The sequence below is a fragment of the Corynebacterium vitaeruminis DSM 20294 genome, from assembly GCF_000550805.1.
GTDB lineage: Bacteria > Actinomycetota > Actinomycetes > Mycobacteriales > Mycobacteriaceae > Corynebacterium > Corynebacterium vitaeruminis.
Window position 1 is genome coordinate 1,267,382 of sequence record NZ_CP004353.1, and the last position, 24,504, is coordinate 1,291,885.

A 24,504-nucleotide genomic window follows, 5' to 3' on the forward strand; every position below is an offset into this window, starting at 1 on the left:
GTTATACATAGTTGGAAACTTGCACGCAGAGAAAGAGGATCGAGACCTGTGACCACACCGCACCGCTACGTATCCGGCGCCATCGACCTAAGCGAGGTCAAGGCGCGCGCCGAGGCCCGCGCGCAGGCCGGCTCCCAGCCCGCAGGAGGCGGGGGAGTGCCGGCGTCGCTGCAGCTGACGATGGACAACGTCGAGGCCGAGCTGATCAAGCGCTCGGCGCAGGTGCCGGTGATCGTGCTCATCGGCACCCCGCGCAGCCCCGACTCCGAACAGCTGAAGGCCGATCTCACGGGGCTCGCCGAGGCCTCAAACAAGGCCTTCGTCTTCCGCTACATCGACGCCGACACCACCCCTGAGGTGGCGCAGATGTTCGGCATCCAGGCGCTGCCGACCACTGTCGCCCTGGCCTCCGGCCAGCCGCTGGCCAACTTCGAGGGCGGCCAGCCGCTCGACGCCCTCCAGCAGTGGACGAACGCCGTGGTCAAGGCCGTGGCGGGCCAGCTGCCGGGCCTCGGCGAGGAAAACGCGGAGGAGGAGCCCGCCCAGGACCCCCGCTTCGAACCCGCCACCGACGCGCTCAACCGCGGCGACTTCGACGCGGCGATCGCGGTCTACGACTCCATCCTCGCCTCGGAGCCGAAGAACCAGATGGCCCTGCAGGCCCGAGACAACGCCCGCCTGCTCGGGCGGCTGAAGACGATGGGCACCGACCCCGCCTCGGCGGTGGACGCGGCCCAGGCCGACCCACTCAACCTCGAGGTAGTGGAGGCCGCGGCGGACGCCCACATCGCGCTGGGCCAGCCGGAGCAGGCCTTCGACGCCCTCATCCACGTCATCGCGAACGCGGCCGACGCCAAGGAGAAGACCGCCGCTCGCGAGCGGCTGCTGGAGCTCTTCGCCCTCTTCGAGGCCGCCGACGCCCGCGTCATCGCGGCGCGCTCCAAGCTCGCCTCGGCGCTGTACTAGGGGTTTGTGCAAAAGGGTGCTGGCCACCGTCCTTAAAAAGGATCGGCGGCCAGCACCTTTTGTACGAGGGGTTTTAGCCCACCCAGCGGTAGAACTGCGCGCTCATCGCGGGGATGTGCAGCGTCAGCGAGTGCGGGTAGCCGTCCCAGCCGGTGTCCCAGGCGGTGACGTACTCGTCGAGGGGGTTGTTCGCGCCCTCGTAGACGCCAGCGTCGGTGTTGAAGATGCACTGCCAGTTGCCGCCCTCGGGCACGCCCAGCTTGTAGGAGGGCTGGCTGGTGCCGCCCAGGTTGAAGGTGCACAGGATCTTCTCGCCGTTGGTGCCGTAGCGCACGAAGGAGAGGACGTTGTTCGCGGCGTCGTCGGACTTGGTCCAGCTGAAGCCGTCCGGAGTGTTGTCCTGGGTGAACAGCGCGGGGGATGCGGAGTAGAGGGCGTTGAGGTCGCGGACCATGTGCGCGAGCGCCTCGTGGTACTCGCCCTCCCAGCCGACGGTGTCGTCCCAGTCGAGGGAGCGGCCCTCGCTCCACTCCATGACCTGGCCGAACTCCTGGCCCTGGAAGAGCAGCTTCTTGCCCGGGTGCGCGTACATGTAGGCGTAGAGGGTGCGCAGGCCCGCGGCCTTGTTCCAGGTGTCGCCGGGCATGCGGTCCCACAGAGAGCCCTTGCCGTGGACGACCTCGTCGTGGCTGAACGGCAGGATGTAGTGCTCGGAGTAGGCGTAGACCATCGAGAAGGTGATCTCGTTGTGGTGGTAGCTGCGGTGAATCGGGTCGTGGGCGAAGTACTCCAGGGTGTCGTTCATCCAGCCCATGTTCCACTTCATGCTGAAGCCCAGGCCGCCGTGCTCAGTCATGGCGGTCACCCCCGGCCACGAGGTGGACTCCTCGGCGATGGTGAGGATGCCCGGGTGCGCCTTGTGCACCGTGGCGTTCATCTCCTGGAGGAACTGGACGGCCTCGAGGTTCTCGCGCCCGCCGTACTGGTTGGGCGCCCACTCGCCGTCCTCGCGGGAGTAATCGAGGTAGAGCATAGAGGCCACGGCGTCGACGCGCAGGCCGTCGATGTGAAACTCCTCCAGCCAGTAGAGGGCGTTGGCCACGAGGAAGTTGCGGACCTCGTTGCGGCCGAAGTCGAAGACGTAGGTGCCCCAGTCGCGCTGCTCGCCGCGGCGCCAGTCGGGGTGCTCGTAGAGGGCCTGGCCGTCGAAGCGACCGAGTGCGAACTCGTCCTTGGGGAAGTGCGCCGGGACCCAGTCCATGATCACACCGATGCCGGCCTGGTGGAAGGCGTCGATGAGCTCACGCAGCTCGTCCGGGGTGCCCCAGCGCGCGGTGGGGGCGTAGTAGCCGGAGACCTGGTAGCCCCAGGACCCGCCGAAGGGGTGCTCGGCGACCGGCATGAACTCGACGTGGGTGTAGCCCAGGTCCTTGACGTAGTCGACCAGCTCGGTGGCTAGCTCCTTGTAGGTCCGGCCCATGCGCCAGGAGCCGAGGTGCACCTCGTAGACGCTCATAGCGGAATTGGCGTGGTCGACGCCCGCGCGCTCGGCGAGCCAGTCGGCATCCTTCCACGCGTACGTAGAGGAGGTGACCACGGAGCCGGTGGCCGGCGGGGCCTCGGTGGCGCGCGCCATCGGGTCGGCCTTATCCAGGCGGTAGCCCTCCTTGGTGTGGATGGCGAACTTGTACACCTCGCCCTCGCCGATGTTCGGGACGAACAGCTCCCAGATGCCGGAGGCACCGAGGGAGCGCATCGGGTACTGGTTGGGGTTCCAGCCGCAGAAGTCGCCGATGACGGCCACGCCCGCAGCGTTCGGGGCCCACACCGCGAAGCTCGTGCCGCCTACCTCGCCGAGCGCGGTCTTCATGGTGGTAAGGTGCGCGCCCAGGACCTCCCAGAGGCGCTCGTGGCGGCCCTCGCGGATCAAGTGAATGTCCAGCTCGCCGAGGGTAGGCAGGTAGTGGTACGGGTCGGCCGTGGTGGTCTCCTTGCCGCCGGGCCAGGTGACCTGGAAGCGGTAGTCAAAGGAGTCTCCGCGGTCGAGGACAACGCCCCAGATGTCGTCTCCGAGCGGCTGCAGGTCGATGGATGCCCCCTCGGTCTCCAGAACGACTTTCTCCGCGCCGAGCTGGCGGGTGCGGATGAGGCTGTGCCCGTCGTCAATCTTGTGCCACCCGTAGAACGAGTGCGGATCGTGGTGCTGGCACTGGGTAAGCCGCGTGAGGTCATCGCTTGGGATGGTCAGCGGGCCAAAATTCTCAGACATGGACATCCTTTAATAGTTGTTCATCGCGGCCCCACCAGGGTGGGTGGCGCGGCGATACACGTTCCACTTCGACGGTACCGGAGGAACCGGCACGGGGCAGCGGATAAGCAAGTGAAATTAGGTACAGCGCATAGCGGGTGGTGGCTTTTCGCTTGTCGACGCCTTCGGCCACCGCCCCTCATCTTCTAGTTGGAGTAATCGACCTCGTTGCGTTGGTTGAGCTCCGCGCGCAGCTCCTCCGCGACCGCGGGCAGCGCCAGAATGTGGGCGACGTCGCGGTGCGGGTCGAGGCGAACGAAGTTGCGCTGGCCCCAGTTGAAATCCGCGCCGGTGACCATGTCGTGGGCGACGAATTCGGTGTCATCGCTCATGCCGAGCACCGCCATGTCGAGGTTGACGGTGGTCTCCTGGGCGTACTCGGGATCCAGGTTGACGATGACCAGCACGGTGTCGCCGGTGATCGGGTCGGACTTGGAGTAGGCGAGGATCTTGTCGTTGCCGGTCTCGTGGAAGTGCAGGTTGCGCAGCTGCTGCAGGGCGGGGTGCTCGCGGCGGATCGAGTTGAGCAGGGTGATGAACGGCTCGAGGGAATCGCCGGAGGCCAGGGCGCCTGCGAAGTCGCGGGGGCGCAGCTCGTACTTCTCCGAGTTGAGGTACTCCTCGCTGCCGGGCTTGACGGCCTCGTGCTCGTAGAGCTCGTAGCCGGAGTAGACGCCCCACAGCGGGGACATCGTCGCGGCGAGGGCGGCGCGGATGGCGAACATCGCGCGTCCGCCGTACTGCAGGGAGGCGTGCAGGATGTCCGGGGTGTTGACGAACAGGTTGGGGCGGAAGACGTCCGCCATGGCGGCGATCTCCGTGGCGAACTCCTGCAGCTCGCTCTTGGAGGTCTTCCAGGTGAAGTAGGTGTAGGACTCGGTGAAGCCGACCTTGGCGAGGCCGTAGAGGCGCGCCGGGCGGGTGAAGGCCTCGGCGAGGAAGAGGACCTCGGGGTGGGTCTCGTGGACCTTGGCGATGAGCCACTCCCAGAAGTTCGCTGGCTTGGTGTGCGGGTTGTCCACGCGGAAGGTGGTGATGCCCTTGTCCACCCAGAAGAGCACCACGCGCAGCAGCTCCTCGTAGATGGCGCGCGGGTTGTTGTCGAAGTTGAGCGGGTAGATGTCCTGGTACTTCTTCGGCGGGTTCTCCGCGTAGGCGATGGTGCCGTCGGCGAGCACGGTGAAGAACTCCTCGTGGGACTTCGCCCACGGGTGATCCGGTGCGGCCTGGAGAGCGAGGTCGAGGGCGATCTCGAGCCCGAGGGACTCGGCCTTGGCGACGAGCGCCTCGAAGTCGGCGAAGGTGCCTAGCCGCGGGTGGACGGCGTCGTGGCCGCCGTCCTTAGAACCGATCGCCCACGGCGAGCCGACGTCGGTGGGCTCCGGGGTCAGCGTGTTGTTGCGGCCCTTGCGGTTGACCTCGCCGATCGGGTGGATCGGCGGGAAGTAGACGGTGTCGAAGCCCATCGCGGCGACGCGGTCGAGGGCGTCGGCCGTGGTGGCGAAGGTGCCGTGGACCGGGTTGCCCTCGGCGTCCCAGCCGCCGGTGGAGCGGGGGAAGAGCTCGTACCAGGAGCTAAACAGCGCCTTCGCGCGGTCGACGCGGACCTTGTGCTCGTGGCCGCGGGTGAGCAGCTCGCGCAGGGGGGTCTCGGCCAGAATCGCGGTGATCTCGGAGGACAGGGCGGGCGCCACGCGGGTGCGCAGCGGCTCGTCGGTGCGCAGCGCGTCCGCGACGGTGAGCAGCGCTTGGCGGTCGTTGCCGCCCTTGACCCCGCTCGCGGCCTTCTCGAACAGCTGGGCGCCGTGCTCGAGGTCGTTGGCGAGCTCCTCGGAGGACTGGCCCGCCTCGATCTTGGTGGTCACGGCGTGCTTCCAGGTGGCGATGGGATCCGACCAGGCGTCCACCTGGAAGGTCCAGTCGCCGGGAACATCCGGCACGAAGGCGGAGTGCATCTTGTCCGGGTCCATCTCGTCGCGGGTCATGGTGATCCGCCGAGTGGTGGCGAACTCGGAGCCCTTCGGGCCTTGGACGTTAAGCGTGGCATTGATGGCGTCGTGCCCCTCGCGCCACACCAGCGCGCTGACCGGAACGTATTCGCCGACGACGGCCTTGGAAGGGTACGTTCCCCCCGCTATGAGGGGACGGACATCTTCAATAGCTAGTCTTCCGGTCACGGTAATTCTCCTGTGTATTAGGGGCGCGGGGATGGTCAAGGCAGGCGCTGGCCTACCCCACAAAGCCTAGTTCAGCTGTGTCACTTCCACATGCTAAGTGAGAAATCCGTCATGATGTTCTTATGACTGCTCCCTCCGCTGAGATTCGCAACCCAGACCTGCTGGTTGACTTCGAAAACGTCACCTTTGTTCGTGACGGAAAGACCCTCCTTGGCCCCATCACCTGGCAGGTGGAACTCGACGAACGCTGGGTCATCATCGGACCCAATGGCGCGGGAAAGACCACGCTCATCAGGCTCGCGGCGGCGGAGGAGTTCCCGTCCTCGGGGCGCTCGTGGATCATGGGGGAGCGGGTCGGCAAGACCGACATGCGCGACCTGCGCACCATGATCGGCGTCTCCTCCTCCGCGCTGGGCAACCGCATCCCTCCGGAGGAGAAGGTGGGCGACCTCGTGGTGTCCGCGGGCTACGCCATCCTCGGCCGCTGGCGCGAGGAATACGAGGAGCTCGACCTCGACCAGGCCACCGAGATCTTGGAGCAGGTCGGCGCCAACCACCTGGCCGACCGCACCTGGGGCACCCTCTCCGAGGGCGAGCGCAAGCGCGTGCTCGTCGCCCGCGCGCTCATGACCAACCCGGAGCTGCTGCTTCTCGACGAGCCCGGCGCCGGCATGGACCTGGGCGGGCGCGAGGACCTCGTGGGCTACCTGGGCGAGCTCGCCATGGACGCCGACGCGCCAGCGATCGTCATGATCACCCACCACGTCGAGGAGATCCCGGACGGGTTCACGCACGCGATGCTGCTCGATCAGGGCAAGGTGGTCGCGATGGGGCTCATCGACGACGTGCTCACCAGCGACAACCTCTCCGAGGCCTTCCACCAGGCGATCTGCATCGACAAGATCGACGGCCGCTACTTCGCGCGCCGCGCCTAGCGGCGACCCACGCCGGGGTGGGCGCGGGGCCCGACCGGCTACACTGAGAGGGGCGCCCTTGGGCTGCCAGGGGTACCCGTCGACAAGCGAATGCAAAAGGTGGTGAATCATAGTGCGACCTGCCGTTCACGGCATGGGGGGACGCAAGCTCGCCGTCACGGTGCTCATGATTCGCGATACCCCGGCGGGGCTCGAGGTGTACGTGCAGGAGCGGGTGTCGTCGATGCCTACCTATCCCAACGCGACGGTGTTTCCGGGCGGCGGCGTCGACCCGCGCGACCTCGAGGTACCCCAGGACCAGACCCACGACACGCTCGCGGGCTGGGACCTGGAGACCTGGGCGCAGCGGCTGCAGGTCGCTGAGAACACCGCCCGCGGGCTGCTGTTCGGCGCCGGCCGCGAGCTGTTCGAGGAGACCGGGACGCTGCTCGCCTCGCACCTCGACGGCGAGCTCGTCCAGGACGCGACCCCGTACCACGGGCAGCGCCTGGCGCTGGAAAGCCACCGGCTCTCGCTCTCTCAGGTGCTCGCCCGCAACGAGCTCGTCCTGCGCACGGACCTGCTGCGCCCCTTCGTGCGCTGGGTCTCGGACCCCAGCGAGAAGCACCAGTTCGACGTGTTCAGCTTCATCGCCATCGCCCCGAGCGGCCAGGAGCCCGACGGCAACACCCGCGAGGCCGCCTCCACCGGCTGGTTCCCGCCGTCGATCATCCTGGACGGCTGGCGGGCGGGGCTGCTGCGGCTGGTCGTGCCCACCTGGGTGCAGCTGTGGCACCTGTCCAAGTTCGGCTGCGTGGAGGACGTCCTCGAGTCCGTCCGCGGGCTCGTCCTCGAGCCGCAGCTCGGCGACCCCGTCGACGACCCGCGCTACCACGAGTTGTTCCACTTCACCCCGCCCAAGCGCTTCTAGCCCTCATCCAAAGTCACAGAGCACTTCCTTGTCCTTCAGCACCGACGAACTGTCCTTCTTCCGCGCCCACACCGATGAGGTCGGGGCCGTTTGCGCCCGCCTCGGGCTGACCAAAGCCACAGCGCTCGCCGACGCTGCCCTCGCCCGCGAGGAGTTCGGCGAGTACGGCCGCGCCGTCGTGGAGCTCGCGCACGCTAGGCGTTCGGCTCTGGGAAAGCTGCCCGGAAACTGGTGGGCATGCCACGAGTCCGCGCAGCAGGCCACCCCGATGATCGTGGCCCACCTGCGAGCCCGCCGCATCGCGCAGGCGGCTGCTGCGCTCGTCTTCGACGCGACCTGCTCGATCGGCACCGAGGGGCACGCGCTGCGCTCGCTCGGGATCCCGTACGCAGGCGGCGACCTCGACGCCTCGCGGCTTGCCATGGCCAGGCACAACCTCGGCGATAACGCGTGGCTTCTGCGTGCCGACGCGCTGAAGCCTGCGATCGTAGGCTGCGACGTGCTCGTCGCGGATCCCGCCCGCCGCTCCGGCGGACGACGCATAGTCAAGCCGGAGGACCTGATTCCGCCGCTTCCCGACGTCATTGACGCGTGGGGCGCACGCTCGGAGCTGGCCATCAAGTGCGCGCCGGGGCTCGACTTTAGCGAGTGGGACGGGCTCGTGAGCCTCGTGAGCGTCGACGGGGGAGTCAAGGAGGCGTGCCTGTACAGCCCGGGGCTCGCCGGCGGTACGCGTCGAGAAGCGCTCATTGCCAAGCGCGTCGCCGAGGGCGAGGCAGGCGGCATCGACCAGCGCGCGATCGAGGTGCCGGGCATAGCCGAGCGCTACCTGGTGGACCGCATCGACGACCAACTGGACGACGACGTGGACGTCACCCCGCCGCGGCGCTACATCGTGGACCCGGACGGCGCCGTCGTGCGCGCCGGGCTCGTGCGGCACTACGCGCACCGCGAGGGGCTTTCGATGCTGGATCCGCACATCGCCTACCTCACCGGCGACCGCCTGCCGCAGGGGACGTCGGGATTTCCATTCATCGAGATGGTCCCTGTGAAGAAGCTGAAGGCGGCGCTTCGGGCGCACGGGTGCGGAAGCCTCGAGATCCTCGTGCGCGGCGTCGACGTGGACCCCGACGCGCTGCGAAAGAAGCTGGGTCTCAAGGGGAAACGGCAGATGTCCGTGGTCATCGCGCGCATCGGCACGCAGGCGCAGGCGTTCATCTGCGGCAAGCGGGTCACAGCCAACGAGGCGCGCGAGGCGACAGCGGAGTAGAAAAGCGGCCGCGACGTGCCCGGTGATGCGCTGGCGGGGGCGCGGGCGGCAGGCGGCGGCGCGCCGGCGATGCACTAAGATAGACCCACGAGCTCGCGGCCTGGCGCCGCCAATAGACAGATACGAAAGGTAAACGAACAGCAGATGCCTGCAATCGTGGTACTGGTCAAGAACGTGCCCGACACGTGGTCGACCCGAACGCTGAACCCGGATTTCACCCTCAACCGCGAGGGCGTCGATGAGGTCATCGACGAAATTAACGAATTCGCCGTCGAGCAGGCCCTCCGCCTCCGCGACGATAACCCCGACGCGGGTTACACGGTCGTCGCGCTGAGCGCCGGGCCGGCCTCGGCGGAGGAGGCGCTGCGCAAGGCGCTGGCCATGGGCGCGGACTCCGCGATCCTCCTCAACGACGACGCCCTGGCGGGCTCCGACCTGCTTGGCACCGCGTGGGCGCTGACCAACGCGCTCAATACGATCCCCGACGTCGCCATCGTCGTGGCGGGATCCGCCTCCTCCGACGGCGCGATGGGCGCGCTGCCGGGCATCCTCGCCGAGTACCGCCAGCAGCCGGCGCTGACCAACCTCAAGCAGGTCGCGCTCGAGGGCGGCGTGCTCAAGGCCGTGCGCGAGACCAACGACGGCGACTACGAGGTCGAGGCCCCGCTGCCCGCGGTCATCTCCGTCACCGACAAGTCCGAGAAGCCTCGCTTCCCCAACTTCAAGGGCCTCATGGCCGCGAAGAAGGCCGAGATCGCGCGCCTGGACCTCGCCGCCATCGGCGTGGCCCCCGAGCAGGTCGGCCTGGCCAACGCCGTCACCGTGGTCACCGCCGCTGCCCCGCGCCCGGCCCGCACCGCTGGCGAGGTCATTCGTGGAAACGCCGCCGACGTCGCGGCGAAGATCGCCGACTTCCTGGCCGCCGAGAAGCTCATCTAGAAGGATTAGGAATAAGAAATTGTCTCACGCATACGTTCTGGTCGAGCACGCCAACGGCCGAGTCCTTCCTGCAACCGGTGAGCTGATCACCGCCGCCCGCGTCTTCGGTGACGTCATGGCCGTGGTCGTGGGCGCGCCCGGCGTCGAGGCGCCGCTCGCCCCGACCCTGGGCGAGCTGGGCGCGAGCGTCGTCTACGCCGCCACCGCCGCCGACGCCGACAAGCGCGTCGTCCTCCCCGAGACCGACGCCCTCCACGCCGTTGCCGCGCAGAACCCGGCGCCGATCCTCATCGACGCGGGTGCCCACGGCAACGAGATCGCGGGCCGCCTCGCGGCACGTCTTTCCTCCGGCGTTCTCTGCGACGTCGTCGGCGTCAACGCCGATCGCAGCGCCCAGATGTCCATCTTCGGCGACACCATCGAGGTCAGCGCCAGCGTCGGCGGCGCGAGCCCCATCTACACGCTGCGCCCGGGCGCGGTGGAGGCCACGCCGCAGCCGGTCACCCCGCAGGTGCTCGCCTTCGAGCTGCCCGCCGCCAGCGCCAAGGACGTCACCGTCACCTCCTTCACCCCTGCTGCAAAGGGCGATCGCCCGGACCTGGCGCAGGCGAAGGTCGTGGTCTCCGGTGGCCGCGGCGTGGAGAGCGCCGAGAACTTCGCCTCCGTGGTCGAGCCGCTTGCCGACGCCCTTGGCGGCGCGGTCGGCGCGACCCGCGACGCCGTGGATCTGGGATACTACGCCCCGCAGTTCCAGGTCGGACAGACCGGCGTGACCGTCTCCCCGGACCTCTACATCGGCCTGGGCATCTCTGGCGCCATCCAGCACATCTCGGGCATGCAGACCTCGAAGAAGATCGTCGTGATCAACAACGACGAGGACGCGCCGTTCTTCCAGATCGCCGACCTCGGCGTCGTGGGCGACCTCCACGAGATCGTCCCGCAGCTGGTCCAGGAGATCAACAACCGCAAGTAGCCGTTGCTTGGTTAAAGGCGCCGCCGTCCCCAAACGCGTTGGGGCGGCGGCGCCGACGCTTTTCCGTGCCCGGACTAGACTGTGAGCGCATCACCCAATCACCTTTTTCGGAGGCAGATCCTTGACGTCCTACTTCGACCACGCCGCCACCTCGCCGATGCGGGACATCGCCCGCGCCGCGTGGCTCGAGGCCTCGGCCGCGCTCAACCCCGCCAGCCAGTATGCCTCAGGCCGGCGCTCCCGCTCGCTGCTCGACGCCGCCCGCGAGAAGGTCGCCCGGCTGATGGGCTGCGAGCCGATCGAGGTGGTCTTCACCTCCTCGGGCACCGAGGCCGACAACATCGGGGTCTTCGGGCAGTGGCGGGCGCGCACCGGCGGCCGGGGCGGGCGCGTGGTGGTCAGCGCCATCGAGCACCCCGCGGTGGCCGAGTCGGCGCGGCTCGCGGGAGAGTTCGGGGCGGAGGTGGAGTACCTGCCCGTGGGGCCGGACGGGATCGTCTCCGACCTCAGCCTGCTCGACCGGCCCGCGAGCGTGGCCAGCTGCATGTGGGCGAACAACGAGACGGGCGCGATCCAGCCCATTGAGCAGGTCGTGGCCCGGGCGAAGGAGACGGGGACGCCGGTGCACGTTGACGCGGTCCAGGTCGTGGGCAAGCTGCCCATCGACTTCCAGGCCCTGGGAGCCACGACCCTGGCCGCCAGCGCGCACAAGTTCGGAGGCCCCCGGGGCACCGGATTCCTGCTGGCCAGGCGCTCGCCCGCGCCCGCGCCGGTCCTGGTCGGCGGAGGGCAGGAGCGCGGCATTCGCTCGGGAACGGTGGACACCGCGGGCGCTTGCGCGCTGGCGGTGGCGCTGGAGGAGTCCTGCACCGAGATGGCCGCGGAGTCCGCGCGGCTCGGCGGGCTCAAGGAGCAGCTGCGCGCCGGGATCCTCGGGACCATCGACGACGTCGTGGTGCACACCCCGGAGAATTCGCTGCCCAGCCACCTTTACCTCTCCTTCCCAGGCGCTGAGGCGGACAGCCTCATCATGCTTCTCGACAGCCTCGGCATCGAGGCCTCCGCGGGTTCGGCCTGCCACAACGGGGTCAATCGCGCGAGCGAGACGCTCATCGCCGCGGGAGTGGACGAGAAGACGGCGCGCTCTACCGTGAGGTTCACGATGGGGCACACGACCACCGAGGAAGACGTGGTCACCGTGCTGCGTACGATGCCGGACGTCGTCAAGCGGGCGCGAATGGCAGGCATGGCCTAGGACGCCTGTGCGCTGCGGCGGGGCGGGCTCGAAACTGCAGGTGAACCTCAAATTCATCTTGCCGGTAAAATAGGGGTTTGCTCACAGTAAACCCACAGGTTGGCAGGTTAGCTTTGGACTTCGTGAACCTCATTCGAAGCATCCCACTGGTGGGAACCGTGCCAGTGTCGATCATGGTCGCCGTGCTCGTTATCGCAGCAATTGGCGCCTTCTTTTTTGGCACGCTCAAGCGGAACCTTGTCTCCGTCGCGCTGGCCGCCGCCATCACCGTCGTGGTGTGGCTCGTCCTTTCGAAGTGGTGGAAGCCCTTCCCTGACGCTATCCCGTTCTACATCTATTTGGGGGGCGGCGCGGCGATCTTCGTCCTCGTTCGCACGATCCTCAACAAGGGGAAGCGGATCGCCTGGTTGGCCGTCTTCCTCGCTGCGGCGCTGTGCGCCGGCGGACTCGTCAACGTGCAGTTCAACGTCTACCGCACCGTCGGCGACATCAGGCCGGTGCCGGTTACCGTGACCATGGACTACAACCAGCTCTCGCAGACGACGTCTGCGCCGCAGCTGAATGGTCGCGAGGTCGGCGCCGAGGTGACCATCCCGCTCGAGGCTACCAAGAGCGGCTTCCACCCGCGAGACGCGATCGCCTACGTCCCGCCCGCATACTGGACGAAGCCGGACATGAAGTTCCCCGTCATTGTCTTGCTGCCGGGTAACCCGGGCAGCCCCGACGACTGGTTCAAGACCCGCATCGTGCAGCAGATCGCCGACGAGTACCAGCAGGCACACGACGGGGTTAGCCCCATCGTGGTGAGCGCGGACGGCACGGGCGGGTACCTCGATAACCCCGCCTGCGTGGACGGCGCCCGCGGCAACGTCCAGACCTACCTCGCGGTGGACGTCCCCAACGCGCTTAAGGCCAAGCTCCGCGTCACCGACGACCAGAGCACCTGGACGATCGGCGGGCTGAGCTACGGCGGCACCTGTTCGCTGCAGGTGGTCACCAACGCCCCGCAGGCGTACGGCAACTTCCTCGACTTCTCCGGCCAGGCCGGGCCGACGCTCAACAACCACCAGGACACCGTGGACACGCTCTTCGGCGGCAGCGAGGACGCGTTCAACGCCATCGACCCTGCCCACATCCTCACGGCGGCGGCCGATAGCGGCGACTCGAAGTTCTCGAGCATCCAGGGCAAGTTCGTCGCCGGCACCCGTGACTCCGAGTCGCAGAAAACGCTGAGTAACCTCAACGATCTCGCCCAAAAGGCGGGCATGACTACCGACTACGGGACCGTATCCGGCGGGCACGACTTCGGCACCTGGCGCAAGGCCTTAGACGAGACCTTCGACTGGGCTGCGTCCCGGGGCGGGTTGGGCTAGCCGCGAAAGGATTTGGGCCTACGCTGGGAGACATGGGAAGGCCCGCGAACGACGAGAATGCCCGCGACATTCACATCACGAGGTGACAATCAAGGATGACTAACCAAGCTAACGCCGTGGAGGAAAAGCGCCGCGTCGTGGTGCCGGAGAAACCGACGCCCGAGGAGATCGCAGAGTTTCGCAATCGGTGGATCGAGCCGGTGTGGGGGGTGGTTCGCCACGCCCCGGTGAGCTTCGCCCTCCTCGCGCTCATGTGGGTGCTCTTCGTCGTCGGCGGGGACAGCTACGAGGAGCGCCGCCAGGCATTCGGCCTCCACGGGCATAGCAATTTCTTCAGCCTCAAGCTCTTGGCCTCCGGCGCGACGGTGGGAAACCTCCGCGGGATGCTGCTGGCCAGCCTCGCGGTGGTGGCGCTCGCGGTCCCCGCCGAGCGGCTCATGGGCTCGCGCCGGTTCGGGGTGGTGGCGGTCGCCGCGCAGGTGATCGTCGCGCCGCTGGTGTTCGCCATCGCAAAGCTCATGGTGCTCCTGCCCATCCACCAATGGACGGACGAGCTGGCCAACGAGCGCTTCCTCAGCCCCGTCACCTGGATCGCCGCCACCCTGGCGTTTTCCTCGGCCTACGCGCCCCTGTTGTGGCGCCGCCGCATCCGGATCTTCCTCGTCAGCCTGTCGGTCACGCTGGTCGTGTACTCGGGCTCGCTGTCCGACGTCGCGTTCCTCACCGCGTCGATCCTCGGCGCCGTGAGCGGCTCGCTCATCCACTCCCGCGCAACGCTTTCGCCGCCAAAGACCTACTCGGTTCGCGAGGCGCGCGTTATCATCGCCATCATCGTGGGCGCGGTGGCGCTGGGCCCGATCATCGCGTTCATCAACCCGCACGCCGCGGGCCCGCTCTCGGGCATCTCTCGGCTCGTGTGGGAGCCGGCGATGAGCGCCCACGAGGTCGGCACGATCTGTCGCGTCGACCCAACCTCGGATTCCTGTCGCGAGGCGCTCGCGGTGTCCCGCCAGGACGGAATCGGGCCGTTCGTCGCTAACGCCATGCCGCTTGCGGTCCAGCTCGTCTTCCTGCTGGGCCTGGTTCGCGGCCGCCGGTTTGCGTGGGTGGGGTTGCTCGTCATTCAGTTCCTCACCGGCCTCGGGATCTGGCTGGAGGCGGACATTCTTCAGGACGAGTTCGGAACCTCCGTCACCGGTTCCATCTCGCTGACCACGGCGGTGCTGCCGTGGCTGTTTACGATGGTGGTGCTGCTGTGGCATCGCAGGCGTTTCCAGGTGCGCATTTCCGCCGCGCGCGTGCGCCGCTTCTGGTTGCAGTCCGCCGGCGCGCTCGCGGTTACCGCGGCGCTGTGGATGCTCGGTGGTTACGCGCTGCGCAGTAGTTACTCGCCGCACCTCACGTGGTTTTTGCTTGCCGACGAGCTGCCCATGCGTTATCTGCCCCCGCCGCTGGCGGCCGCCGCCGGGGTGGAGTTCTTGCCCCGGACCTCGCTGGCCTGGATCCTCCTGGAGTGGCCGGGCTCGCTGTTCTGGATCTACGTGGTGTGGAAGCTGTGGAAGCTGCTCATGACCACCCCGGACGAGACCGCGCTGGCGCACCGGGAGAAGGCTCGCGAGCTGCTCAAGAAGGGCAGCGGCGACCACCTGTCGTGGATGAGCGTGTGGAACGGCAACCGCTACTGGTTCGACGAGGAGGCTCCGGGAAGCTACGTCGCCTATCGCGTGAAAAACGGCATCGCCCTGACCCTCGGCGGGCCGATCTGCGCTCCGGGGCACGCGCCGAGTGACATCGCCGATCGTTTCGAGCGCTTCGTCGATCACCAGGGCTGGCAGACGGCCTGGTACTCGGTCGACGAGGACTTCGCCGAGTCCCGCTGCGAGCGCGGCTGGCACAAGCAGCACGTCGCCGAGGAGTCGGTCCTCGACACCGCGCTGTGCGAGTTCAAGGGAAAGAAGTTCCAAAACGTCCGCACCGCGCGCAACCACGCAAAGAAGGAGGGCATCGAGGCGGTGTGGACCACCTGGCAGGAGGCCACCCCGGTGCTGCGCGAGAAGATGGTCATGCTGTCCGAGCAGTGGCTCAACGACAAGGCGCTGCCCGAAATGGGGTTCACCCTGGGGACGATCTCCGAGCTGAAGGACCGCGACACCCGCATCCTGCTCGCCCTCGACGCCGAGGGGCGGCTGCACGGCATGACCAGCTGGCTGCCCGCCTACAAGGACGGCCGCATCGACGGCCTCGTGCTCGACTTCATGCGCCGCGACTCGACGGGCTTCCGCCCGGTCATCGAGTTCCTTATCTCCGAGGGCATGCTGGAGGCCAAGCGGCTCGGGTACGAGTGGATCTCGCTCTCGGGCGCCCCGCTGGCGCGCAGCGAGAACAACGAGCCCACGATCCTCGATAACGCGCTCGACAAGGTCGGCGAGCAGATGGAGCCGCTCTACGGCTTCCGCTCGCTGGCGGCGTCCAAGAACAAGTTCCAGCCCGTCCACCACGCCTGGTACATGTGCTACAAGGACGAGCTCGCGCTGCCCAGCATCGGGCTGGCGGTCTGCGGCTGCTACCTGCCGGAGCTGAGGCCCCGCGACGCGGTCAGTGTCGTGAGGACGTGGGCGAAGGCCCAGCAGGGCGAGTAAACGCAAACGAAAAGGCGCGGGGAGCGATCCGATGTGGATTCGCTCCCCGCGCCTTGCGTTTCAGGCAGGCTCCAGACTAGATGCCCAGGCCAGCGGAGATGACCGGCCAGGAGTCCTTGAGGTCCTGCTCCCAGTAGGTCCAGGTGTGGACGCCGGTGTTGCGGAAGTTGAAGGTCGCCGGGATGCCGGAGCGGTCCAGCTTGGTCTGCAGGTCGTGGGTGCAGACGTTGGTCGCTCCCTCGATGAGGCCGCCCTCGACGGTGATGGTGGAGCTGCCGCCGAATGCGGTGAGACCGTCGACGTTGTTGTCGCGGGCGAGCTTGGAGGAGGTCTCCACGTCGGAGATGAGGCCGGAGCCGTTGGAGACGTAGATCGCCTTGTCACGAAGGCCTTCGGTGTTGATGAGGGCGTCGTTGTAGCGGTTGACCTCGCCGCCCATCGGGCCCCACATGGTCTCCGCGGTCTGGCCGCCGCGGTTGACGGTGATGCCGACGAAGCCCCAGGTGGCCGGGTCGGAGGTCGCGGCGCAGCCGGAGAAGGAGCCGACGGCGCTGTAGAGTTTACCGCTGTGCTCGGCGAGCAGCAGGGAGGAGGTCGCCGACATGGACATGCCCAGGATGGCGCGCTTGTCGTTGTTGGTGCCGATGTAGGACTCCAGCGGTGCCGGGAGCTCCTTGGTCAGGAAGGTCTCCCACTTCTGCGGGCCGTTGAGGTAGGTGCTCTGCACCGGGTCGTTGACCCAGTCGGTGTAGTAGGAGAAGGCGCCGCGCATCGGGATGACGACGTTGACGTTCTGCTGCAGGTAGAAGTCGATGGCGTCGGTCTGCTGGACCCAGTTCAGGTTCTGCTCGCCGCCGCCTGCGCCGTTGAGCAGGTAGATGGTCGGGCGGTTAGGATCGGCGGCCTTGACCACGACCAGCGGGATGTCGCGGTTCATGGACGGGGAATGCGCGGTGACCTCGGTGACGCGATCGGTGTTGTAGGAGGCGATCTTCTGGCGCCAGTCGTTGTCGTAGAAGGCCGCGGCAACCTTGTTGTTGGAGATGGTCGCCTGGGCGTCGGCCGCGACGGCGGGCTGGGCCATGACCACCGGTGCGATGGCTGCGGTGAAGCCGATGGCGGCTGCGAGTGCAATTCCCGCTGTGAACTTGCGCATGTATTCCTCCGAGTTAGGAAAGTCTGTGTCTTCGCCGGTGACGGCCTTGCTGGTGCGAAGCACCCCAATATCCCAAAAAGTTGAGAACCAAGGCCAAACTCTATCAAAAGTTTCTGGGCGTCGCTTAAGTGATCGCTGGAACAGACCCATTCTGTTACATTCGCGGCTCACTGTAAAAAGGGCCACCCCTCCGCTTAGGGGGCCGGTTCGGTGCCGGAGGCGTCGTGAAGCGCGATGCCGGACGAGGAAAACGCCGCGACCCACGAACCCTCCTCGTAGTGCGCCGGCACCGCGCCGCCGAGCAGCTCGTGGCGGAGCCTGGCGGCGTCGTTGCCGGTGGGCAGGGGCGCGTTCGAGCCCAAGAGGATGATATTGCCGTAGCGGCGGCCCTTGAGCATCGCCGGGTCTGCAATGCAGGCAACATGCCCGAAGACCTCGCGCATTCCCGCGAGCTCGCTGCGGGCGAGCCGCAGGTCGGGGTGGTCGCCGCAGTTGGCCACGTAGAGCCCCGACCCCGACAACGCCTCGGCGCAGCGGGCGAAGAACTCGACGGTAATGAGGGACGGCGGCGTGGTGGCCCCGGCGAAGACGTCGCGGATGATCACGTCGCGGCTGGCGGGCACGAAGGTGTCCGTCACCGCCCGTGCGTCGCCCTGGCGGATCTTCAGCCGGGGCGCCTTGGGGAGGTCGAACCAGGCGCGGGCGAGCTCGACGAGCGTGCCGTCCAGCTCGACCACCGTGTTGCGCGACTGCGGGTAGCGGGCGGCGAAGTAGCGCGCCAGCGTGCACGCCCCGCCGCCCAAGTGCGTGATCCGAAGCCGGGTGGGGTCGAGGCGGCCGGGCACGAAGGCCTCCACACTCAGGGCGATCCAGCGCATGTACTCGTAGGCGAGCTCCAGGGGGTCGGCCGCGATGTGGCTCGACGGGACGCCGTTGACGAAGACCTCGTGGCCGCCGGGGGAGTAGGGGTCCTGGCGCAGCTCCACCGAGCCGGTCGCGGTGGGGTAGAGGCCAACCTCCGGCGTTTTCGAGGCGGGAGACCCCGCCGTGCCCGCGCCTGCGCGATTCGATCCCCTGCGTTTCCTGCTCATAAAAAGATAAGGTACCCCGCGTCATCAAGCGCGAAGGGAATAGGGAATACCGGCGGTCGCGTTGTAGTCTGGGCACGGCGATCGCCGGCGAAGCGTCGGCAAGCGAGAAAGAGGGAAAGTGTTATGCGGGTCTTGGCGGCGATGAGCGGCGGGGTCGATTCGGCGGTGGCCGCGGCCCGCGCGGTCGAGGCGGGCCACGACGTGGTGGGCGTGCACCTGGCACTTAGCCAGGACCCTCAGGCGGTGCGCGAGTCCTCGCGCGGCTGCTGCTCGCTGGAGGACTCCGCCGACGCCCGCCGCGTCTGCGACAAGCTGGGCATTCCCTTCTACGTGTGGGACTTCTCCGACCGCTTCAAGGAGGACGTCATCGACGACTTCGTCGACTCCTACGCCCGCGGCGAGACCCCGAACCCCTGCCTGCGCTGCAACGAGAAGATCAAGTTCGCGGCGCTGCTCGAGCGCGGCATCGCGCTCGGCTTCGACGCCGTGGTCACAGGCCACTACGCGCGGCTCACGCAGGAGGCGGACGGCGGTGATGGCTACCTGCGCCGCGGCGTCGACCCGAACAAGGACCAGTCCTACGTCCTCGGCGTCCTCGGTGCGCACGAGATCGCGCACTGCATGTTCCCCGTCGGCGACACGGTCAAGCCGAAGATCCGCGAGGAGGCCGCCGCGCACGGGTTCTCCGTGGCGAAGAAGCCGGACTCCTACGACATCTGCTTCATCCCCGACGGCAACACGCAGGCCTTCCTGGGCGCGCGCATCGGGCTGCGCCCCGGCATGATCGTGGACACGGACGGCCACGAGCTCAAGGCGCACGACGGCGCGTGGAACTACACCATCGGTCAGCGCAAGGGCCTTGACATCAAGGAGCCCGCGGCCGACGGCAAGCCCCGCTACGTCACCGACATCGACGCTCGCACGGGAACGATCACCGTCGGCTCCCGCGCCGACCTCAACGTCACCCGCATTACCGCCGACCGGCTCAAGTACCTCCACCCGGCGATGGACGGCACCTTCGAGGCGGAGGTCCAGGTCCGCGCGCACGGCTCGGTCGTGCCCTGCACCGTCACTGTCGACCGCGCGGCCGATCGGATGGAGCTCGAGCTCCACGAGGTCCTCAGCGGCGTCGCGCGCGGACAGGCAGCGGTCGTCTACCTGCCGGACGAGGGCGGGGATATCGTTGCAGGCTCCGGCACGATCTGCGCTACCGCCTAGCGCTTTTCGCTTGTCGACGCGTACCGTTTTCGAGCCCCACACCCCGCGAAAGGAAGCCCGTGACCTGCTACAACCTCGGCGACCTGCCCGGCACCTCCCTGGCGGAGGCCGGCGACGTCATCGCCAGCGAGACCCCGCTGCGCACGATTCCGCGGCTACCGGCGCGCGGCCTCGGCTCCGACGCGGTGGGCGCCACGCTCGCGCTCATGCCGGAGCTTCCCATCGAGAAGGGGCCGCGCTCCTGGCGGCTGACCACCCGCCCCCAGATCCTCACGCGCCGGGTGTGGGACCGCACCGAGCGCGACCTCGACCAGCTGGAGGAGCTGTGGGGCGAGGTAGAGGAGGTGCAGTTCGCGGTCATGGGGCCGTGGAGCCTGGCCACCCGTATCGAGCTGTCCGGGGGGCACCGCGTGCTCGCCGACTTCGGAGCGCTGCGCGACCTCACCGAGGTCTTTATCGGCGGGATGGGCCGCCACGCGCTAGAGCTTCACCGCCGCTTCGGCGCGCGGGTGTCGATCCTTATCGAGGAACCCGACCTCAACTCGCTAGCAGCTGGCACCGTCAAGGGCACGAGCGACTTCGACGTCATCCCCACGGTCTTCCCCAAGGCGCTCGGCGAGCGCCTGCACGCGGTGGTGGCGGGCCTTCGCGACGCGGGCATCGAAAGCGTCCGGCTCAACCAGCTGGGCAGACACCCCCGCGTGGACGTCGCCCGCATCTGCGCGGCCGACGGGGTGCTCGTTTCGCGTTCGGCCATCGCGGGCACGGCTATGCTGGACGAGGTGGGCCAGGCTCTCAGCCAGGGCATCACGCTCGGCGTGGGAACGATCCGCGAGGGCGACTTCCTCGACGAGGATCGCGCCAACCCCCGCCGCCACGCGGTGGCCGTCGCCCGGCTCTTCGACGAGTTGGCCATCCCCCGCGAGCAGCTCACCCACGCCGAGATCGTCCCCGCGGCGCCGCTTAACGGGTCCACCCTCCTGCGCGCGGCCCGCGCGCTCGCCTGCGCCCGGGTGGCCAACGAGATGCTGGAGAAGGACGCGGGCGACCTCTAAGCCGCCTCTAGGACCTGCTCTGCAGCGGCCACGAGGTGTTCACCGTGGAGGCGTCGCGCCCCTTGCCCTCGAGGTGCTTCTTAAAGCTCGACTGGAACTCGTAGTACTTGACGGCCTGGAACTCCATCAGCTCGTTGAGGCTTAAGTCCTCGATGTCCGTCACGAAGCGCTTCTTCGCCTGCACCCACGCGATGCGGGCGGCCGCCAGCGCGTCCGAGGTGGCCTCGTGGGCGTTGTCGATGCGCACGCCGTAGTGCTCGCACTGGTCCGAGAGGGTGCGGCGGCCCTTGCGGTAGGGGTCGAGCGCCTTGTCGATGACGAAGGGGTCGTACACCGGCCCCGAGACGAGGAAATCACCAGTGAGCTCGCGGAGGATGGTGAGGTCGTAGGCGGCGTTGAAGACGATGAGCGTGAGCCCGTCGTCCCAGGCCTTCTGGATGATCTTGATGGTCTCGGCGAGCACCTCGTCGTGCGGGCGCCCGTGCTCCCGGGCGTACTCGGTGGTGATCCCGTGGATCTTGGCGGCCTCCTCCGGGATCTCCACCCCCGGGTCGGCGAGCATCTCGTAGGGGTGTGCGCCGGTGGAGTCGATGCGCACGAGGGCGGAGGTGACGATCCGGGCGTTGAAGGGGTTCTTGTCGGTGGTCTCGAGGTCGAAGCTCAAGACCCCCTGCGGGTTGAATCGCTGGGTGTCCGGGGAAGAAGAGTTCATGACTAACACCCTAAACAATCCGCGCGACATCGGGGGTCGAGGGGCGGGGACCGTAGGCGTTGGAAAGCGAAAGCGAAACGCGAGCGAGCCGCACGGGAAGGAAACCCCCTACACTGTCTAGTTGTGGAAAAGGTCAACAACGTAAGCGGCGAAAAGGCCACAGCCCCGGACTTCGCCGTCGTGCCCAGCGAATTCGACAGCGACTACGAGCCAGCGCCGGGCACGAAGGGCGCCAACGGCGCGCCCGAGAAGGCGACGGTAGAATCCGACGAGCTCACCGACCTGCGCCGACAGTGGGACGACCTGGCCGAGCAGGTGCGCTACCACCGCGACGCCTACTACAACAAGACCCCGGAGATCTCCGACGAGGAGTTCGACGCGCTCTTCCGCGCGCTGCAAGAGCTCGAGCGCGAACACCCCGAGCTCGCCGTGCCGGACAGCCCGACGATGGAGGTCGGCGCACCGGCGGCGCAGTCGAGCTTCGACAACGTCGAGCACCTCGAGCGGATGCTGTCCCTCGACAACGTGTTTAGCCCCGAGGAGCTGGGGGAGTGGCTCGCGCGCACGCCCGCGGAGACCTACCTGACGGAGCTGAAGATCGACGGGCTCTCCCTCGACGTCGTCTACCGCGACGGGCGGCTTGATCGCGCCGCCACCCGCGGCGACGGGCGCATCGGCGAGGACGTGACCGAGAACGCCCGCGTCATCACCGACCTGCCGCACGAGCTGACCGCGCACCCCGACTTCCCGATCCCCGCGGTGCTCGAGGTCCGCGGCGAGGTGTTCATCGCGGTCGAGGACTTCGCCGCCGTCAACGAGCAGCGCCAGCTCGAGGGCGGCAAGCCCTTCGCCAACCCGCGCAACGCGGCGGCCGGATCGCTGCGGCAAAAGGACGTGGAGGCCGTGCGCAAGCGGCGCCTGCGGATGATCTGCCACGGCATCGGCTTTACCGAGGGGTTCGCTCCCGACTCCCAGTACCATGCCTACGAGGCCCTTTCCGCCTGGGGGCTGCCGGTGTCCCAGTACACCCAGAAGGTGCACTCCGCGAAGGAGGTCCAGGAGCGCGTGGCCCACTGGGCGCAGCACCGCCACGACGCCCTCCACGAGATGGACGGGCTCGTGGTCAAGGTCGACGACCTCGCCTCCCAGCGCGCGCTCGGCTCCACCGCGCGCGCCCCGCGCTGGGCGATCGCCTACAAGTACCCGCCGGAGGAGGTCACCACCAAGCTGCTCGACATCCAGGTCGGCGTGGGCCGCACCGGCCGCGTGACCCCGTTCGCCGTCATGGAGCCGGTGTTCGTGGCGGGCTCGACGGTGGCCATGGCCACGCTCCACAACCAGACCGAGGTCAAGCGCAAGGGCGTGCTCATCGGCGACACCGTGGTCATCCGCAAGGCCGGCGAGGTGATCCCCGAGGTGCTCGGGCCGGTCGTGGAAAAGCGCGACGGCACCGAGCGCGAGTTCGTCTTCCCCACGAACTGCCCCTCCTGCGGCTCCGTGCTGGCGCCGCAGAAGGAGGACGACGCCGACTGGCGCTGCCCGAACACGCGCGCCTGCCCGGCGCAGCTGTCCGCGCGGCTGACCTACCTCGCCGGACGCGGCGCCTTCGACATCGAGGCGCTCGGCGAGAAGGCGGCCGAGGACCTCATCGCCTCCGGCGTGCTCACCGACGAGGGCGGGCTCTTCGACCTCACCGAGGACGATCTCCTGCGCACCAACGCGTACACCACCAAGAAGGGCACGCTCAACGCGGTGGGCAAGAAGCTCCTGAAGAACCTCGAGGCCAGCAAGGATACCGACCTGTGGCGCGTCATCGTGGCCCTGTCGATCCGCCACGTCGGCCCCACCGCCGCCCGGGCGCTGGCAACCAAGTTCCGCTCGCTGGAGGCCGCCCGCGCGGCCAGCGTCGAGGACCTCGCCGAGACCGAGGGCGTGGGGCAGATCATCGCCGAGAGCTTCAAGAGCTGGTTCGAGGTGGACTGGCACCAGGCGATCATCGAGGCGTGGGCGCGCGCCGGGGTGCGCATGGAGGACGACGCAAGCGGGCAGCCGGAACAGGTCCTCGAAGGACTTACGATCGTGGTCACGGGCACACTGGAGAACTTCAGCCGCGACTCCGCCAAGGAAGCGATCATCACTCGCGGCGGCAAGGCGGCGGGCTCGGTGTCGAAGAAGACCAGCTTCGTGGTCGTCGGCGAGAACGCGGGCTCGAAGGAGACCAAGGCGCGCGAGCTGGGGATTCGCATCCTCAACGAGGCGGAGTTCGAGCAATTGCTTGCCGACGGGCCTGACGGCGTCGAAGCCTAGAACTGCGCGAGAACATAGTCATGTGGGCTCGCGCAACCTATATGGCATAAGTCACAATCGGGAAAGAAGCTGCTGGCAGGGGCCCCTAATGAGAAGTGGCGTGGAGGAGTACGTTTCGCTGGCAAACTACTTGTCTGATCCTCGAAGGACCTGCCATGAACAAGAAACCCGTCTCCCTGTGCGTCCCGGCCGTGGCTGCCGGGCTGCTGCTCTCCCTGACGGCGTGTGGCTCGGACAACTCGAGCCCCTCCTCGACTTCCACCTCGGCAGCGGCCGCCTCTTCGGCCTCCAGCACGGCGGCTGCCTCCTCCGCCGCTTCTTCCGGCACCGCCACCGCAGCTACGCTCGGCCAGGTCTCCAACTCGTTCGCGGAGGACTCCGCCTCGCTCATCTCGAGCACCACGGGCAAGTTCACGCAGGTGGAGTACCAGGACGCGGAGACGGGCAAGTCGATTACCTACAACATCTTCCTGCCCGCGAACTATGACTCCTCGAAGACCTACCCGATGGTGGTCTTCATCGCCGACGCGAGCACCGTCGGCACTGACCCGACCGTGCCGCTGACCCAGGGGATCGGCGCGAACGTGTGGGCTAGCGATGCCTTCCAGCAGGCCTACCCCTCCATCGTCCTCGTCCCCAGCTACCCCGAGGTCATCCTCGATGACAACAGCGGTGGCCACGTCACCACCGACTACGTCGAGGCCACCCCGCGGCTTATCGACTCCGTCAGCCAGAAGTACTCGGTAGATAAGAACCGCATCTACGGCACCGGCCAGTCCATGGGCGCGATGACCTCGCTGCTGCTCGCCAGCGAGCACCCAGACCTCTACGCTGGCATCATACCGGTCGACGGCCAGTGGGACATCTCCACGCTCAAGGGCCTGGAGTCCCAGAACATGGTCTACTTCGCCGCCGAGGACGACGACAAGGCGTGGGCGGGCATGCAGGAGGTCATGGACATGTTCAAGTCCGACGGCGTGTCCTACTCCTACGCGCAGTGGGACGGAACGTGGACCCCTGACCAGCGCAGCGAAGCCGCCCAGCAGCTGTTCAGCCAGGGAAATAGGCTCAACCTGGTGTCCTGGAAGGCGGGCACGGTCGACACCAGCAGCGCGCAGAACAACAGCGCCCACATGGCCAGCTTCGCCTACGGCTACCGCGCGATCGCCGCGATGGAGTGGCTCATGCAGCAGAGCAAGTAGCGCTAGCTGTTCGACGCC

18 protein-coding genes are annotated in these 24,504 nt (G+C 67.8%); 13 read left to right on the top strand and 5 right to left on the bottom strand.

The features are described from left to right. Positions 1-48: 48 nt before the first annotated feature. Positions 49-966, top strand: a complete 918-nt coding sequence (locus B843_RS05910; RefSeq protein WP_025252597.1) for a tetratricopeptide repeat protein — start codon at positions 49-51, stop codon at positions 964-966. A gap of 73 nt (positions 967-1,039) precedes the next feature. Here B843_RS05910 and glgB read toward each other — a convergent pair whose 3' ends face one another. Together glgB and B843_RS05920 are read right to left on the bottom strand one after the other, a co-directional pair. Continuing rightward, positions 1,040-3,235 carry a 1,4-alpha-glucan branching protein GlgB gene (gene glgB, locus B843_RS05915; protein ID WP_025252598.1) on the bottom strand — a complete coding sequence of 732 codons (2,196 nt, stop codon included), beginning with the start codon at positions 3,233-3,235 and terminating at the stop codon, positions 1,040-1,042. Between the two features lie 185 nt (positions 3,236-3,420). Then, complete coding sequence (locus B843_RS05920) at positions 3,421-5,451, bottom strand: alpha-1,4-glucan--maltose-1-phosphate maltosyltransferase (RefSeq protein ID WP_025252599.1); 2,031 nt, start codon at positions 5,449-5,451, stop codon at positions 3,421-3,423. A gap of 122 nt (positions 5,452-5,573) precedes the next feature. On the opposite strand from B843_RS05920, the gene B843_RS05925 reads away from it, so the two are divergent. The 8 genes from B843_RS05925 to B843_RS05960 all read left to right on the top strand — a co-directional run bounded on the left by B843_RS05925 (position 5,574) and on the right by B843_RS05960 (position 15,745). After that, a complete protein-coding gene (locus B843_RS05925; RefSeq protein ID WP_025252600.1) occupies positions 5,574-6,386 on the top strand; it encodes an ABC transporter ATP-binding protein in 813 nt (270 codons plus the stop codon). Between the two features lie 133 nt (positions 6,387-6,519). Then, the gene (locus B843_RS05930; protein ID WP_038595335.1) at positions 6,520-7,296 is read left to right on the top strand and encodes an NUDIX hydrolase; all 777 of its coding nucleotides are present in this window, start codon (positions 6,520-6,522) and stop codon (positions 7,294-7,296) included. Between the two features lie 28 nt (positions 7,297-7,324). Then, entirely contained in the window at positions 7,325-8,566 is a 1,242-nt protein-coding gene (locus tag B843_RS05935) for a THUMP-like domain-containing protein (protein WP_025252602.1), read from the top strand. 144 nt (positions 8,567-8,710) lie between these two features. Beyond that, positions 8,711-9,505 carry an electron transfer flavoprotein subunit beta/FixA family protein gene (locus B843_RS05940; protein ID WP_025252603.1) on the top strand — a complete coding sequence of 265 codons (795 nt, stop codon included), beginning with the start codon at positions 8,711-8,713 and terminating at the stop codon, positions 9,503-9,505. 19 nt (positions 9,506-9,524) lie between these two features. Further along, on the top strand, positions 9,525-10,478 hold the full coding sequence (locus B843_RS05945; protein WP_025252604.1) for an electron transfer flavoprotein subunit alpha/FixB family protein: 954 nt from the start codon (positions 9,525-9,527) through the stop codon (positions 10,476-10,478). Between the two features lie 121 nt (positions 10,479-10,599). Continuing rightward, the gene (locus tag B843_RS05950; protein ID WP_025252605.1) at positions 10,600-11,733 is read left to right on the top strand and encodes a cysteine desulfurase family protein; all 1,134 of its coding nucleotides are present in this window, start codon (positions 10,600-10,602) and stop codon (positions 11,731-11,733) included. Between the two features lie 122 nt (positions 11,734-11,855). Further along, positions 11,856-13,106 (top strand): alpha/beta hydrolase, encoded by a 1,251-nt coding sequence (locus tag B843_RS05955; protein ID WP_025252606.1) that lies wholly within the window; start codon positions 11,856-11,858, stop codon positions 13,104-13,106. Positions 13,107-13,201: 95 nt separating this feature from the next. Beyond that, entirely contained in the window at positions 13,202-15,745 is a 2,544-nt protein-coding gene (locus B843_RS05960; protein ID WP_081751508.1) for a bifunctional lysylphosphatidylglycerol flippase/synthetase MprF, read from the top strand. 76 nt (positions 15,746-15,821) lie between these two features. Here the strand turns inward: B843_RS05960 and B843_RS05965 are convergent, their stop codons facing one another. Beyond that, on the bottom strand, positions 15,822-16,901 hold the full coding sequence (locus tag B843_RS05965) for an alpha/beta hydrolase (RefSeq protein WP_025252608.1): 1,080 nt from the start codon (positions 16,899-16,901) through the stop codon (positions 15,822-15,824). Between the two features lie 194 nt (positions 16,902-17,095). Further along, on the bottom strand, positions 17,096-17,992 hold the full coding sequence (locus tag B843_RS05970) for a spermidine synthase (protein WP_025252609.1): 897 nt from the start codon (positions 17,990-17,992) through the stop codon (positions 17,096-17,098). Between the two features lie 123 nt (positions 17,993-18,115). On the opposite strand from B843_RS05970, the gene mnmA reads away from it, so the two are divergent. Both mnmA and B843_RS05980 read left to right on the top strand, forming a co-directional pair. After that, positions 18,116-19,210 carry a tRNA 2-thiouridine(34) synthase MnmA gene (mnmA, locus tag B843_RS05975; protein ID WP_025252610.1) on the top strand — a complete coding sequence of 365 codons (1,095 nt, stop codon included), beginning with the start codon at positions 18,116-18,118 and terminating at the stop codon, positions 19,208-19,210. Between the two features lie 59 nt (positions 19,211-19,269). Continuing rightward, entirely contained in the window at positions 19,270-20,265 is a 996-nt protein-coding gene (locus B843_RS05980; protein ID WP_025252611.1) for a uroporphyrinogen decarboxylase/cobalamine-independent methonine synthase family protein, read from the top strand. A gap of 7 nt (positions 20,266-20,272) precedes the next feature. Here the strand turns inward: B843_RS05980 and B843_RS05985 are convergent, their stop codons facing one another. Next, entirely contained in the window at positions 20,273-20,977 is a 705-nt protein-coding gene (locus tag B843_RS05985) for a 3'-5' exonuclease (RefSeq protein WP_025252612.1), read from the bottom strand. Positions 20,978-21,259: 282 nt separating this feature from the next. On the opposite strand from B843_RS05985, the gene ligA reads away from it, so the two are divergent. Next, positions 21,260-23,284 carry an NAD-dependent DNA ligase LigA gene (ligA, locus tag B843_RS05990; RefSeq protein WP_038595944.1) on the top strand — a complete coding sequence of 675 codons (2,025 nt, stop codon included), beginning with the start codon at positions 21,260-21,262 and terminating at the stop codon, positions 23,282-23,284. A 155-nt stretch (positions 23,285-23,439) separates the two neighbouring features. Then, positions 23,440-24,486 (top strand): carboxylesterase family protein, encoded by a 1,047-nt coding sequence (locus B843_RS05995; RefSeq protein WP_025252613.1) that lies wholly within the window; start codon positions 23,440-23,442, stop codon positions 24,484-24,486. The last annotated feature ends 18 nt before the right edge of the window (positions 24,487-24,504 follow it).

Bases quoted from the DNA above. Each gene is read 5' to 3' on its own strand.
- B843_RS05940 (WP_025252603.1), top strand. From the start codon at position 8,711: ATGCCTGCAATCGTGGTACTGGTCAAGAACGTGCCCGACACGTGGTCG.
- B843_RS05985 (WP_025252612.1), bottom strand. From the start codon at position 20,977: ATGAACTCTTCTTCCCCGGACACCCAGCGATTCAACCCGCAGGGGGTC.
- B843_RS05930 (WP_038595335.1), top strand. From the start codon at position 6,520: ATGGGGGGACGCAAGCTCGCCGTCACGGTGCTCATGATTCGCGATACC.
- B843_RS05970 (WP_025252609.1), bottom strand. From the start codon at position 17,992: ATGAGCAGGAAACGCAGGGGATCGAATCGCGCAGGCGCGGGCACGGCG.
- B843_RS05960 (WP_081751508.1), top strand. From the start codon at position 13,202: ATGACTAACCAAGCTAACGCCGTGGAGGAAAAGCGCCGCGTCGTGGTG.
- glgB (WP_025252598.1), bottom strand. From the start codon at position 3,235: ATGTCTGAGAATTTTGGCCCGCTGACCATCCCAAGCGATGACCTCACG.
- B843_RS05925 (WP_025252600.1), top strand. From the start codon at position 5,574: ATGACTGCTCCCTCCGCTGAGATTCGCAACCCAGACCTGCTGGTTGAC.
- B843_RS05965 (WP_025252608.1), bottom strand. From the start codon at position 16,901: ATGCGCAAGTTCACAGCGGGAATTGCACTCGCAGCCGCCATCGGCTTC.
- mnmA (WP_025252610.1), top strand. From the start codon at position 18,116: ATGCGGGTCTTGGCGGCGATGAGCGGCGGGGTCGATTCGGCGGTGGCC.
- B843_RS05995 (WP_025252613.1), top strand. From the start codon at position 23,440: ATGAACAAGAAACCCGTCTCCCTGTGCGTCCCGGCCGTGGCTGCCGGG.